We start from the raw sequence: 12,467 nt of genomic DNA, 5'->3' as shown, positions 1-12,467 counted from the left end.
TAAGACCATCGGACCGATGCCGCCGCCCCTGCCGGCGTCCGATGCGGCCTCCGGCGCCTTCCCGGGAGCGCCCGGCGCATCCGGCGTACCGCCGTCCTGGTGGATGGGCGGCAACATCGCCAACGGCTCGCCGATCGGCGATGGCGCGCCGGCGCTGATCGCGCTGGGCGCGCGCCTGGTGCTGCGCCGCGGCGCCGTCAGCCGCATGCTGCCGCTCGACGAGTTCTACCTGGACTACATGAAGAACGCGCTCCAGCCCGGCGAATTCGTCGAGGCGATCGAGGTCCCGATGCCGGCGCCGGGCACGCGGCTGCGGGGCTACAAGCTCTCCAAGCGCTACGACAGCGACATCTCCGCCGTCTGCGCGGTGCTGAGCCTGCGGCTCGAGGACGGCGTCGCGCGTGACGCGCGCTTCGCCTTCGGCGGCATGGCCGCGATCGTCAAGCGCGCGGCCAAGGCCGAGGCCGCCATCAACGGTCGAAGCTGGGACGAGGCCGCCGCGCTGGCCGCCGCCGAGGCGCTGCGCGAGAACTTCACCCCGATGACCGACCTGCGCGCCAGCGCCGCCTATCGCGAGCGCGCCGCCGCCAACCTGATCCGCCGCTTCTGGCTGGAGACCCGCGCCAACGCGCCGGTCGCCGCCGAATCGGCCAGCGTCTGGCAAGCGGTCAACCTGCAGCGGAGCGTCGCATGAACAAGCCGCTGGAACTCCCGCCGGGCGTCGGTGCCGAGACCCTCGCCGCCGCGCCGCGGCCGCAGGTCGGCATCAGCCGCGCCCATGAAGCGGCGCACCTGCATGTCAGCGGCGAGGCGGTCTACATCGACGACATCGCCGAGGCCCACGGCACGCTGCATGCGGCGCTGGGCCTGTCGCCGATCGCGCACGGGACGCTGGTGTCGATCGACCTGGCGCTGTTGCGGCGCCAGCCCGGCGTGGTGGCGGTGCTGACCGCCGCCGACATCCCGGCCGAGAACAACTGCGGCCCGCTGCTCCATGACGATCCCATCCTGGCCGACGGCGAGCTGCGCTACGTCGGCCAGCCGGTCTACGCGGTCATCGCGACCGACCGCGAACTGGCGCGCCGCGCCGCGGCGCTGGCCAGGCAGGCGATCGTCGCCACGCCGCTGCCGGCGGTGCTGACCGCCCGCGAGGCCCATGCGATCGGACAGTACGTGCTGCCGCCGATGCATCTCTCGCGTGGCGACGCGGCGGGGGCGCTGGCCGCGGCGCCCCATCGGCTCGACGGCGAATGGGCCGTCGGCGGGCAGGAGCAGTTCTACCTGGAAGGCCAGATCAGCTATGCGCTGCCGCAGGAGAACCAGGCGCTGCTGATCCACTGCTCGACCCAGCATCCGTCGGAGATGCAGCAGCTGGTGGCGCATGCGATGGGCTGGCAGGCGCATCAGGTGACGGTGCAATGCCGGCGCATGGGCGGCGGCTTCGGCGGCAAGGAATCGCAGTCGGCACTGTTCGCCTGCGTCGCCGCGATCGCGGCGCAGCGGCTGCGTCGGCCGGTCAAGCTGCGGGTGGACCGCGACGACGACTTCCTCGTCACCGGCCGTCGCCACGGCTTCGACTACCGCTGGTCGGTCGGCTTCGACGACGAGGGACGGATCCTCGGCGCCGAGATCGACCTGATCTCCAACTGCGGCCACAGCGCCGACCTGTCGGCGCCGGTGATGGCGCGGGCGCTGTGCCACTTCGACAATGCCTACTGGCTGCCGCATGTGGCGATGCACGGCTACTGCGCGCGGACCAACACGCAGAGCAACACCGCCTTCCGCGGCTTCGGCGGCCCGCAGGGCGCGCTGGCGATCGAGATGATCCTGGACGGCATCGCGCGACGGCTGGGGCTGGATCCGCTGCTGGTGCGCCAGCGCAATTTCTACCGCGAGGGCCAGGACCTCACGCCCTACGGCCAGCGCGTCGAGGACAACCTGATCCAGCCGCTCACCGACCGCCTGATCGAGACCTCCGGCTATGCCGCGCGGCGAGCCGAGATCGCGGCCTTCAACGCCGCCAGCCCGGTGCTCAAGCGCGGCCTGGCGCTCACGCCGGTCAAGTTCGGCATCTCGTTCAACGTCGTCCACCTGAACCAGGCGGGCGCGCTGGTCCATGTCTACACCGACGGCTCGGTGCTGGTGAACCACGGGGGCACCGAGATGGGCCAGGGCCTCAACACCAAGGTGGCGCAGGTGGTGGCGCATGAACTCGGCGTGCCGGTGGCGCAGGTGCGCGCCAGCGCCACCGACACCAGCAAGGTGGCCAACACCTCGGCGACGGCGGCCTCCACCGGCTCCGACCTCAACGGCAAGGCCGCGCAGGACGCGGCGCGCAAGATCAGGCGACGGCTGATGCCGCTGGCGGCGCGGCTGCTGGGCTGCGACGAGGACGCCCTCGTCTTCGACGGCGGCGAGGTGCGGGGCCACGGGCCCGAAGGCGCGCGGTCCATCGGCTTCAAGGACCTGGTGGCGAAGGCCTACCTGGAACGCCTCCAGCTGTGGAGCGACGGCTTCTACGCGACGCCCGGACTGCACTGGGACCGGGCGAAGCTGCAAGGGCATCCGTTCTACTACTACGCCTTCGGCGCGGCCGTCGCGGACGTGCTGGTGGACACGCTGACCGGCGAGACGCGGGTGCTGCGTGCGGACGTGCTGCATGACGTCGGCCAGTCGCTGAATCCAGCGCTGGACATCGGCCAGGTGGAAGGCGCGTTCGTTCAGGGCCAAGGATGGCTGACCAGCGAGGAACTGGTCTGGCATCCTCGCTCCGGGCTGCTGCTGACGCATGCGCCCAGCACCTACAAGATCCCGACCGCCAACGATATGCCGCGCGACTTCCGCGTCGCCCTGTACGACGCGCCCAATGCGGTGGACAGCATCCATCGTTCGAAGGCGGTGGGCGAGCCGCCGCTGCTGCTGCCCTTCTCGGTGCTGCTGGCGATCAAGGACGCGGTCGCCGCCTGCGGGCCGGCGCGCTGCGACCCGCCGCTGCGGGCCCCGGCGACGCCGGAAGCGGTGCTCGACGCGGTCGAGGCGGTGCGGCGGGGGTAGGCCGCCGACCGTGCCCTACTTCCGCTTGTTGTAGACGTCGATGAACACGGCGGCGAGCAGCACCAGGCCCTTGATGACCTGCTGGTAGTCGATGCCGATGCCCAGGATGGACATGCCGTTGTTCATCACGCCCATCACGAAGGCGCCGATCACCGCGCCCATGATCTTGCCCACGCCGCCGGAGGCCGAGGCGCCGCCGACGAAGCAGGCCGCGATCACGTCGAGCTCGAAGCCCAGGCCCGCCTTGGGCGTGGCGGTGTTGAGTCGCGCGGCGAAGACCAGGCCGGCCAGCGCCGCCAGCGCGCCCATGTTCACGAAGGTCAGGAAGGCGATGCGCTGGGTGCGCACGCCCGACAGTCGGGCCGCCTTCTCGTTGCCGCCGACCGCGTAGACGCGGCGGCCCAGCGTGGTGCGGCCGGCGATGAAGTCGTAGGCCAGGGTCAGCACCACCATCAGCACCATCACCGTCGGCAGCCCCTTGTAGGAGGCCATCAGCCAGCTCATCGCGGCGATGGCGGCGACCAGCAGCCCCTGCCGCGCCCAGAAGACCGCGCCCGGCTCCGTCTCCATGCCGTGCCGTGCGGCCGCGGCGCGGTGGCGCCAGGCGACGGTGAGCGAGACCGCCGCGAGCACCAGGCCCAGGCCCAGCGTAGTCGGCCGCGGATCGTCCTGGCCGAAGAGTTCGGGCAGGAAGCCGGCGCTCAGCGCCTGGAAGCTGTCGGGGAAGGGACCGAGCGATTGCCCTTGCAGCAGCGCCAGCGCCAGGCCCTTGAACACCAGCATGCCGGCCAGCGTCACGATGAAGGACGGGATGCCCAGGTAGGCGACGAACCAGCCCTGCGCGCCGCCGATCACCGCGCCGGCCAGCAGGCAGACCAGGCCGGCGGGCAGCGCCGCCCATTCGTACTGCACCATCAGCACCGCCGCGAGCGCACCGATGAAGCCGCAGACCGAGCCCACCGAAAGGTCGATGTGGCCGGCGACGATCACCAGCAGCATGCCCAGCGCCATGATGACGATGTAGCTGTTCTGCAGGACCAGGTTGGTCAGGTTCAGCGGCTCCAGCAGCGTGCCGTCGGTCAGGTACTCGAACAGCGCCATGATCGCCACCAGCGACAGCAGCATGCCGTAGTCGCGCAGGTGGCGCTTGAGGAAATGGCCCAGGCCCGCGGGGGCGGCGGCCGGCGGCGTCACGGACGCCGCGATCGGTTCAGACATGTGCGACTTCTCCGGCGCCGACGATGGCGCCCATGATCATTTCCTGGGTCGTGCCGGCGGCCGGGAACTCCGCCACCATGCGCCCCTCGTTCATCACATACAACCGATCGCACAGGCCCAGCAGCTCCGGCATCTCCGAGGAGATCAGCAGGATGCCGCAGCCGCGCGCCGCGAGGCCGGCGATCAGACTGTAGATCTCGTACTTCGCGCCGACGTCGATGCCGCGCGTCGGCTCGTCCAGGATCAGCAGGCGCGGCCCGGCGAACAGCCACTTGGCCAGCACCACCTTCTGCTGGTTGCCGCCGGACAGGTGCACGACCCGCTGTTCCACGCCCGCGCAGCGCGTGCCGAGCTGGCGCCGGAAGTCCTGCGCGACCTGGTGCTCGCGCGCCCGGTCCAGCACGCCGGCGCGCGACACGCCGCCCAGGTGCGCCAGCGTCGTGTTGATCGCCACCGACTCCTCCAGCAGCAGGCCCAAGGACTTGCGGTCTTCGGTCACGTAGGCCAGGCCGGCGGCGATCGCCTTGGGCACCGTGGACACGTCGACCTCCCGGCCGTCCATCCAGGCGCTGCCGCTGATGCGCCGGCCGTAGCTGCGGCCGAAGACGCTCATCGCCAGCTCGGTCCGGCCCGCGCCCATCAGGCCGGCGATGCCGACGATCTCGCCGCGGCGCACCGTCAGGTCGACGCCCTTGACCACCTCACGCCCGGCCTGCACCGGATGGAAGGCGCGCCAGTCCCGCAGCTCGAAGAGCAGCTCGCCGATCGCCGGCGTGCGCGGCGGGTAGCGCTCGGACAGGTCCCGGCCGACCATCGCCTGGATGATGCGCGCCTCGGAGATCGGATCGGTGGCGCAGTCCAGGCTGAGGATGGAGCGCCCGTCGCGCAGCACCGTCAGGCCATCGGCGACGCGCGTCACCTCCTTGAGCTTGTGGGAGATCAGGATCGACGCGATCCCCTGCCGCTTGAGCTCGAGCAGCAGGTCCAGCAGCGCGTCGCTGTCGGTGTCGTTGAGGCTGGCGGTGGGCTCGTCCAGGATCAGCAGCCGCACCTCCTTGGCCAGCGCCTTGGCGATCTCGACCAGCTGCTGCTGCCCGACGCCGAGCTCGCCGACCGGTGTCTGCGGCGACGCCCGCAGGCCGACCCGCGACAGCAGCTCGACCGCGCGCGCATGCATCGCCATGCGATCGATGACGCCCAGGCGCGCCGGCTCATGACCGAGGAACAGGTTCTCCGCGATCGAGAGCTGCGGCACCAGCGCCAGCTCCTGGTGAATGATGATGATGCCCAGCCGCTCGCTGTCGGCGATGCCGGCGAAGCGGCGCACCTCGCCGTCGAAGCAGAGTTCGCCGCCGTAGTCGCCGCCGTGGTCGGGATGCGGGTAGACGCCCGACACCACCTTCATCAGCGTCGACTTGCCGGCGCCGTTCTCGCCGCAGAGCGCATGGATCTCGCCGGCGCGCACGGACAGCCGCACGTCCTCCAGCGCCGCGACGCCGGGGAAACGCTTGGTGATGCCGCGCAGCGCCAGCAGCGGGGCCGGGGCCGCGCTGTCGTGGGTTGTCGCGTTCATGGACCGGTGACCGCGCCGCTCAGCGCAGTTGCGTGTCCTTGTAGTAGCCGCTGTCGACAAGCACCGGCTTCACATTGGCCGCGTCGACCGAGACCGGCTTGAGCAGCACGCTGGGCACCACCTTCACGCCGTTGTTGTAGGTCTTGGTGTCGTTGACCGCGGCCGGCGTCTTGCCGGCGAGCATCTCGTCGCTGACCGCGGCGGCGGCCTGCGCGAGCTGGCGCGTGTCCTTGAAGACGGTGCTGGCCTGCTCGTGCTTGAGGATGGACTTGACCGACGGCAGCTCCGCGTCCTGGCCGGAGACGACCGGGCACGGCTGCTTGGCGGTGCAGTAGCCGGCGCCCTTGAGCGAGGACAGGATGCCGATGCTGATGCCGTCATACGGCGACAACACCGCATGCAGCTTCTCCTTGCCATAGAAGGCCGACAGCAGGTTGTCCATGCGGGCCTGCGCGGTGGCGGCGTCCCAGCGCAGCGTGCCGACCTTGGCCATGCCGAACTGCTTGCTGCGCACCACCAGCTTGCCGCTGTCGATGTAGGGCTTGAGCACCGACATCGCGCCGTCGTAGAAGAAGGTCGCGTTGTTGTCGTCCGGCGAGCCGCCGAAGAGCTCGATGTTAAACGGGCCCTTGCCCTGCGCCAGGCCGAGCTTGTCGACCAGGCTCTGGCCCTGCATCACGCCGACCTGGAAGTTGTCGAAGGTGACGTAGTAGTCGACGTTCTTCGTGCCCTTGATCAGGCGGTCGTAGGCGACGACCTTGATGCCGCGGTCCGCGGCCTTCTGCAGCACCGGCGACAGCGCGGAGCCGTCGATCGGCGCGATCACCAGCACCTTCACCTTGCGGGTGATCAGGTTCTCGATCTGGGCGAGTTGGTTGGGGATGTCGTCCTCGGCGTACTGCAGGTCGGTCTTGTAGCCCTTGGCCTGGAAGGCCTTGACCATGTTGTCGCCATCGGCGATCCAGCGGGCCGAACTCTTGGTCGGCATCGCGATGCCGACCAGGCCCTTGTCCTCGGCGCGCGCGCCACCGGCCAGCAGGCCCAGCGTCGCACCACCGACGATCAGCACCGCGCGGACGAGCGCGGCGCGCCGGCTCCAACCTGTATGAAACATTTTTGTCTCCTGAATGTTTTATGAACGCCGGTTTTTACTGCCGCGCGCCGGCTTTGTCGATCCCAGTTTGGATATCGAGCGAGGGGCGGCGGTTATCGGTCCGCCGCGACCGCCGCCTGTGTGCGCCAGCGCACAGGCACGCGCGAGTGTCCGGGCGAGGAGGAGAAGGAGGAAGGGAGGCGAGAGGAGAGAAGAAGGGAGGAGGAGTCGCGGCACTGGCGCCCGCGATGGGTCGATCCACCGCCGGGCCGCGCCGGCGGGTGCCGGTTCGCTACGGCACGCTTGCTTGGGAGGAGGTCACCTGCCGCTGAGCGGCCGAGTCACGCCGGGGCGTGGCAGACCATCTCGATGTTGTGCCCGTCCGGATCGATGACGAAGGCCGCGTAATAGTTCGGGTGGTACTTCGGACGCAGCCCGGGCGGTCCGTTGTCCCTCGCGCCGGCGGCCAGCGCGGCGCGATGGAAGGCGTCGACCTGCTCGCGCCGCTGGGCCACGAACGCGATGTGCAGGTGGGCGGGCGCCTCGGTGGTCTGGAACAGGCACAGCGAGCTCTCGCCGCCGGCGCTCAACTCGACGCCGTAGGCCGGCTCGCCCTCACCCACCACCGACACGCCGATCGGCGCCAGCGCCTGGAGGTAGAAGGCCTTGCTGGCCGCGTAGTCGCGGACGCCGAACTTGACGTGGTCGAACATGAAGACTCCGGTGATCGGATGAATGGGCGGACAAGTGGCGCGATGCCACCGGCACTGTCTTTCAGCGCCAGTGCTCCGCGTCCGGCGGCGGCACGACCCAGGCGTGCATGCGGTCCTCGTAGACCGACACGGTGGGCGCGGGGAAGCCTGGATCGGCGAAGGCGCCGACCGGGATCGCGATGAAGTCCGGCAGCGCCTCCGGCTCGTAGAAGACCGTCGAACCGCAGTCCGGACAGAAATGGAAACGGGCCCGCGTGCCCTCGTCACCGACCCGCACGTACTCGGTCGAGCGGCCGGCCACCGTCACATCCTCGCGGCGGAAGCGCGCCTGCTGTCCGAAGACGCTGCCGGTGCGGCGCTGGCAGGCCAGGCAGTGGCAGATGGAGTTCCGCACCGGCTCGCCCGCGACGCGCGCGCTGAGTTGGCCGCAACAGCAGGCCGCGAGGCGCTCGGGCCCGCGCTCGGAAGGAGAAGAGCTCATGGGGCTCGACGATAGCGGCCCGCCGCCGCAATGCAAGACGCGCCGCGGTCTCCCGACACGCGACGCGTCCATTCAGGCCCGGCGCGGGCCAGCGGCGGGGCCGACAACGGGGCCGACATCGAGGCCGCAGGCGGCGCCGAAGTCCCGGCCGATTCGCCAACGGCCGCAGGGCCACGCGTCGGCGACGCCCGGTGGTATCCGATACGACCGTCGCGCCGCCGACTCAGGGGAGCGAGGAAGCGGCATTGAAGCCCCTGCCGGTGGCGGCCCAGTAGATGCCGCCGAACAGGTGATGCTGGAACCGCTCGTCGCCGTAGGTGGCGGGCAGGTGGCCGAGGGCGGTGTAGAAACTGCGTCCCCCGTCGACCTGCTGGTACCAGCTGATCGGATGGCTGGCGCCCATCGGGGCGACCGGTTTGCCGCCCCACTCGGTGGCGGGTCGGTAGGTCCGCTCGTCCACCGTCAGCAGCACCTTCAGGCCCTCCGCCCGGGGCGGCCCGAACTGGTACCACTCCTCGGTGAAGAGGAAGCGCCGCGGGAAGCGGTCCATGCCGGGGAAGTCGGCCTCCTCCACCGTCAGCGTGGCCGTCTGGTTGGCCGGATGCGCCTGGAACATCCGCCCCACCAGCCGCCCGTACCAGGGCCAGCCGTGTTCCGTGTCCGCCGCGCTGTGCACGCCCACGAAGCCGCCGCCGGCGCGGATGTAGCGCTCGAATGCGGCCTTCTGCGCCGCATCCAGGATGTCGCCGGTCGTGAGGAGGAAGACCACGGCCTGGTACTTGGCGAGTTCCTTGTCGTTCATCACCAGGTTCGCGTCCTCGGTCCAGAACACGCCGAAGTCGTGCAGTTGACCGAGCCGCTGGATCGCCGCCACGCCGGCCGGGATGGACTCGTGGTGCCAGCCCGCGGTCTTGCTGAAGACCAGGACCTTGAACTGCTCGGCAAGCGCCAGGGGCGTCACCGCCAGCAGGCCCAGCGCCATTGCGAAGTACCGGAGACGCTGGCCCATGGAGCTTCCTGGTCGAGAGGACGAAGGCGCGATGATGCCAGGACCGGGCTCGAGGCCACCGGACCGGTCGGCCGGACCGCTGCGGCGCAGAATCCGCCGCATGAGCACCGACACCGCCCGCCCCCTCACCCTCGTCAGCGGCGCCAGCCGCGGCATCGGCGCCGCCACCGCCCGGCTGCTGGCCCGTCAGGGGCATGACCTGGCGCTCAACTACCGGCATGACGCCGCCGCGGCCGAGGCAGTCGCCGACGATGTCCGCCGGCTCGGCGGGCGCGTGCTCACCCTTCAAGCGGACGTGGCCGACCCGGCGCAGGTGGCGGCGATGTTCCGGCAGATCGACGAGGGACTCGGCCGCGTCACCGGGCTGGTCAACAACGCCGGCATCGTGGCGCCGGCGACCTCGCTGGACGGCATCACGCCCGAGCGCCTGCGACGCATGTTCGAGGTCAACGTCTTCAGCGTCGTCTACTGCACGCAGCAGGCGGCGCTGCGCATGAGCACCGCCCACGGCGGCGCCGGCGGCGCGATCGTCAATCTGTCGTCGCGAGCGGCGCAGCGGGGCTCGGCCGATCTCTACAGCGACTACGCCGCCAGCAAGGGGGCGGTCGACACCCTGACGCTGAGCCTGGGCCATGAGCTGATCGGCCAGGGCATCCGGGTGAACGGGGTCCGGCCCGGGATCATCGAGACCGAGATCCATGCCGACAGCCGGCCGGCCGCCGAACTCCCGGCGCTGCTCGCGGCGGCGGCCGCCACCGTCCCGATCGGGCGGCTGGGCCGGGCCGAGGAGATCGCGGAGGCGATCGCCTGGCTGCTCTCCCCCGCGGCGAGCTACACGGTGGGTGCGACGCTGGACGTGGCCGGCGGCCGCTGACGCGGTCCGCGGGCGGGAAGCCTGGGCCGGACCGAACCGTTGGGTGTCGGCAGACAACGGTCTGTCCGGCGCCGATGCAGTTCGCGCCGTCGTGATGCGGCTTCGTCGCCCGGCGCTCGAAAGGTGGCGCGGCGATGACGACACTGACTCCATCGACACAGCAACCGCATCAGGAGATCGACATGAGCACCACCCGCCGCCTCGCCATCGCTTCCGCCACCCACACCACGGTCAAGGCCGTCGCCTTCGGCGCCGTCGCCGCGCTGGCCCTGGCGCTCGGCATGGCCCACGCTCAAGGCCAGCGCGAACTGCGCGCCTCGGTCATCACGCTCGATCCGGTGGTGATCTCGGTCAAGCGCGAGCAACTGCCCACCGTCGTCATCACCGGCCGTCGCGACGCGTCGGCGGACACGCAGGTCGCCTCGATCCAGTGAGCCGGCGGGCCGCTGTGTCGGCGGAGCGATCCGCGTCCCGACGCCCTCGGATCGCCCCAAGCAAAACGCCCGGTCATGCCGGGCGTTTTGTCGTTCAGGCGCCGCCGCCTTCCGGTCGCCGGTGCGGGCGGACGGTCACGGCGGCTCAGGCCGGCAGCGGGCAAGGTCCGGCATCGGCCAGCCCGCTCGCCGGCGTCCAACCGGTGACGCCTTGGGCATTGCGGACTTTGACCGCGCTCGAGGTGCAGGAACTGCGCCCCAGCACGACCAGGTCGGCGCCGCGCTCGAGCGCCAGCGGCACCGGCCCGAACCGGCCCGCCGCGACGTCGAGCGCCTCCGCCTCGGTCCGGTAGATCGAGACGGCCTGCGTGGTCCAGGACGGATCGTCCGATGGCGCGGGCAGTTGGCAGGCCGTCAGGCCGAGGGTGGCAAGGGCAGCCAGCGTGGCCGCCGTGATCCGCAGAGGTTGCATGTCCAGGTCTTTCATGTCCAGGCGTGAGGGGCCGGGCGTCGCGTTATAACGCCAGCGCCATCGCGGTTCGGGCCGGCAGCGACCCGCCATGACGAACGCCGGGCCGCCCCCTCGTCGGTCACCAGCCCCGCCCTGCCCGCCCGTGTCACGGGCCGCCGCACCGCCGCGCATTCTCCCCTGCCGGCGCGTGCCCTCGCCGTGACCGACGGCCCCTCCCCGACCCTTGCGGCATCATCCCGGCCCATCCGTCTTTCCCTCGCAACCCCTTCGGAAGCCAGCATGAACACAGCGCGCTTTTATCCCATCGGTACCCCCGGCGTCCCCTGGGGCGACGCGGAACGGCTCGCCTGGCGAGAGCGCCAGGTCCGCCACCGCCGCTACGACCAGGACGTGGTCCCGCGCGTGGAGGCGCTCGCGGGGGATTTCGAGGTCGTCCGCTATGGCGAGCTTGCCTACGGAGCCGACAGCTATCCCCTGCTGGCGCTCAAGAGCCGCGACTGGCGGCCGGACCTGCCGGTGGCGCTGGTCACCGGCGGCGTCCATGGCTACGAGACCAGCGGCGTGCTGGGCGCGCTGCGCTTCGCCGAGGAAGAGGCCGCGCGCTACACCGGCCGCGTCAACCTGCTGGTCGCCCCCTGCGTCAGCCCCTGGGCCTATGAGCGGATCTGCCGCTGGAACTACCACGCGGTCGATCCCAACCGCAACTTCGGCGCCCGCCGCGAGGCCGCGGAGTCGAGCGCGCTGATCGCGCTGCTGGCGCCGCTGGCGGGGCAGTTCCTGCTCCACATCGACCTGCATGAGACCACCGACACCGACGCCACCGAGTTCCAGCCCGCGCTGGCGGCCCGCGACGGCAAGGAGCCCGACCGGGATGGCGTGCCGGACGGCTTCTACCTGGTCGGCGACAGCGAGACCACGCGGCTCGATTTCCAGCAGGCGGTGATCGAGGCCGTGCGGCGCGTGACCCACATCGCGCCGCCGGATGAGCAAGGCCGGATCATCGGCTTTCCGGTGATCGCGGAGGGCGTGATCGAGTTCCCGGTCCGCCAGTCCGGCCTGTGCGCGAGCCTCACCGGCGCGCCCTTCACGACCACCACCGAGGTCTATCCCGACAGCCCGCGCACCACGCCGGAGGCATGCGTCGAGGCCCAGGTAACGGCCGTGCGCGCCGCCTTGGACTTCGCGCTCGACCACCAGCGCTGAGTCGGCCATGGCTGGAAGTTCAGGGTTTCTTCAGGAACGCCTCGGTAATCTGGCGCCCGTCGCATCGCACCGGCGGCCCGGCCTGTGCGCCTGCCTGTCCAGTCCTCACGGAGCCCCCATGGATCCCGACCCCGCTTGTCGACGCCGCGCGGCCCCCGCCGCTGTCCTTCGCCGAATCCCTTCGCCGCGAGCGACGTCCGTCCGGATCCCTCCAGCCCACGCTTGAGGGGCGTCCTGCGGCCGCCGCCCGCAGGAGCCCCTCATGCCGACTCTCCGCTTCACCCGCGTCGCCGATCGCGACGCGCCTGGCGCGCTCGCGCCCCGGCGTTGCCTGCCCTTGCTG

At 71.0% G+C, this 12,467-nt stretch carries 12 protein-coding genes; 5 read left to right on the top strand and 7 right to left on the bottom strand.

Annotated elements, in window-relative coordinates; translation table 11 throughout:
* Positions 1-694, top strand: a 694-nt coding sequence (locus CS062_RS00270) for an FAD binding domain-containing protein (protein ID WP_199174134.1), incomplete at its 5' end; no start/stop codon positions are given.
* On the top strand, positions 691-3,054 hold the full coding sequence (gene xdhB, locus CS062_RS00265; protein WP_099859490.1) for a xanthine dehydrogenase molybdopterin binding subunit: 2,364 nt from the start codon (positions 691-693) through the stop codon (positions 3,052-3,054). The genes CS062_RS00270 and xdhB, both read left to right, overlap by 4 nt.
* A 15-nt stretch (positions 3,055-3,069) precedes the next feature.
* On the opposite strand, the gene mmsB is transcribed toward xdhB, so the two are convergent.
* From mmsB to CS062_RS00235, 6 genes are all read right to left on the bottom strand, one after another.
* On the bottom strand, positions 3,070-4,272 hold the full coding sequence (mmsB, locus tag CS062_RS00260; protein WP_099859489.1) for a multiple monosaccharide ABC transporter permease: 1,203 nt from the start codon (positions 4,270-4,272) through the stop codon (positions 3,070-3,072).
* Entirely contained in the window at positions 4,265-5,845 is a 1,581-nt protein-coding gene (locus CS062_RS00255) for an ATP-binding cassette domain-containing protein (RefSeq protein WP_099859488.1), read from the bottom strand. Before CS062_RS00255 ends, mmsB begins: the two co-directional genes overlap by 8 nt.
* Positions 5,846-5,864: 19 nt before the next feature.
* A complete protein-coding gene (chvE, locus tag CS062_RS00250) occupies positions 5,865-6,959 on the bottom strand; it encodes a multiple monosaccharide ABC transporter substrate-binding protein (RefSeq protein WP_099859487.1) in 1,095 nt (364 codons plus the stop codon).
* Between the two features lie 320 nt (positions 6,960-7,279).
* A complete protein-coding gene (locus CS062_RS00245) occupies positions 7,280-7,651 on the bottom strand; it encodes a VOC family protein (protein WP_099859486.1) in 372 nt (123 codons plus the stop codon).
* A gap of 61 nt (positions 7,652-7,712) precedes the next feature.
* Positions 7,713-8,132 (bottom strand): GFA family protein, encoded by a 420-nt coding sequence (locus CS062_RS00240; RefSeq protein WP_099859485.1) that lies wholly within the window; start codon positions 8,130-8,132, stop codon positions 7,713-7,715.
* A gap of 223 nt (positions 8,133-8,355) precedes the next feature.
* Entirely contained in the window at positions 8,356-9,141 is a 786-nt protein-coding gene (locus CS062_RS00235; protein ID WP_099859484.1) for a ThuA domain-containing protein, read from the bottom strand.
* A 100-nt stretch (positions 9,142-9,241) separates the two neighbouring features.
* Between CS062_RS00235 and CS062_RS00230 the strand changes: the two genes are divergently transcribed.
* Positions 9,242-10,015, top strand: coding sequence for an SDR family oxidoreductase (locus CS062_RS00230; RefSeq protein ID WP_233217834.1), 774 nt, complete (start codon positions 9,242-9,244; stop codon positions 10,013-10,015).
* Between the two features lie 182 nt (positions 10,016-10,197).
* Positions 10,198-10,449 (top strand): hypothetical protein, encoded by a 252-nt coding sequence (locus CS062_RS00225; RefSeq protein WP_099859483.1) that lies wholly within the window; start codon positions 10,198-10,200, stop codon positions 10,447-10,449.
* Between the two features lie 145 nt (positions 10,450-10,594).
* On the opposite strand, the gene CS062_RS00220 is transcribed toward CS062_RS00225, so the two are convergent.
* Complete coding sequence (locus tag CS062_RS00220; RefSeq protein ID WP_099859482.1) at positions 10,595-10,921, bottom strand: hypothetical protein; 327 nt, start codon at positions 10,919-10,921, stop codon at positions 10,595-10,597.
* A 279-nt stretch (positions 10,922-11,200) separates the two neighbouring features.
* Between CS062_RS00220 and CS062_RS00215 the strand changes: the two genes are divergently transcribed.
* Positions 11,201-12,124, top strand: coding sequence for a M14 family metallopeptidase (locus CS062_RS00215; protein WP_099859481.1), 924 nt, complete (start codon positions 11,201-11,203; stop codon positions 12,122-12,124).
* Positions 12,125-12,467 lie beyond the last annotated feature (343 nt).

Source organism: Roseateles chitinivorans (assembly GCF_002761755.1).
GTDB lineage: Bacteria > Pseudomonadota > Gammaproteobacteria > Burkholderiales > Burkholderiaceae_C > Roseateles > Roseateles chitinivorans.
Note: the sequence above shows the minus strand (reverse complement) of the source record. Positions and strands in the feature narration are given on the sequence as shown.

Coding starts and splice junctions, on each gene's coding strand:
- CS062_RS00230 (WP_233217834.1), top strand. CDS start 9,242: ATGAGCACCGACACCGCCCGCCCCCTCACCCTCGTCAGCGGCGCCAGC.
- chvE (WP_099859487.1), bottom strand. CDS start 6,959: ATGTTTCATACAGGTTGGAGCCGGCGCGCCGCGCTCGTCCGCGCGGTG.
- CS062_RS00215 (WP_099859481.1), top strand. CDS start 11,201: ATGAACACAGCGCGCTTTTATCCCATCGGTACCCCCGGCGTCCCCTGG.
- mmsB (WP_099859489.1), bottom strand. CDS start 4,272: ATGTCTGAACCGATCGCGGCGTCCGTGACGCCGCCGGCCGCCGCCCCC.
- xdhB (WP_099859490.1), top strand. CDS start 691: ATGAACAAGCCGCTGGAACTCCCGCCGGGCGTCGGTGCCGAGACCCTC.
- CS062_RS00240 (WP_099859485.1), bottom strand. CDS start 8,132: ATGAGCTCTTCTCCTTCCGAGCGCGGGCCCGAGCGCCTCGCGGCCTGC.
- CS062_RS00225 (WP_099859483.1), top strand. CDS start 10,198: ATGAGCACCACCCGCCGCCTCGCCATCGCTTCCGCCACCCACACCACG.
- CS062_RS00235 (WP_099859484.1), bottom strand. CDS start 9,141: ATGGGCCAGCGTCTCCGGTACTTCGCAATGGCGCTGGGCCTGCTGGCG.
- CS062_RS00220 (WP_099859482.1), bottom strand. CDS start 10,921: ATGCAACCTCTGCGGATCACGGCGGCCACGCTGGCTGCCCTTGCCACC.
- CS062_RS00255 (WP_099859488.1), bottom strand. CDS start 5,845: ATGAACGCGACAACCCACGACAGCGCGGCCCCGGCCCCGCTGCTGGCG.
- CS062_RS00245 (WP_099859486.1), bottom strand. CDS start 7,651: ATGTTCGACCACGTCAAGTTCGGCGTCCGCGACTACGCGGCCAGCAAG.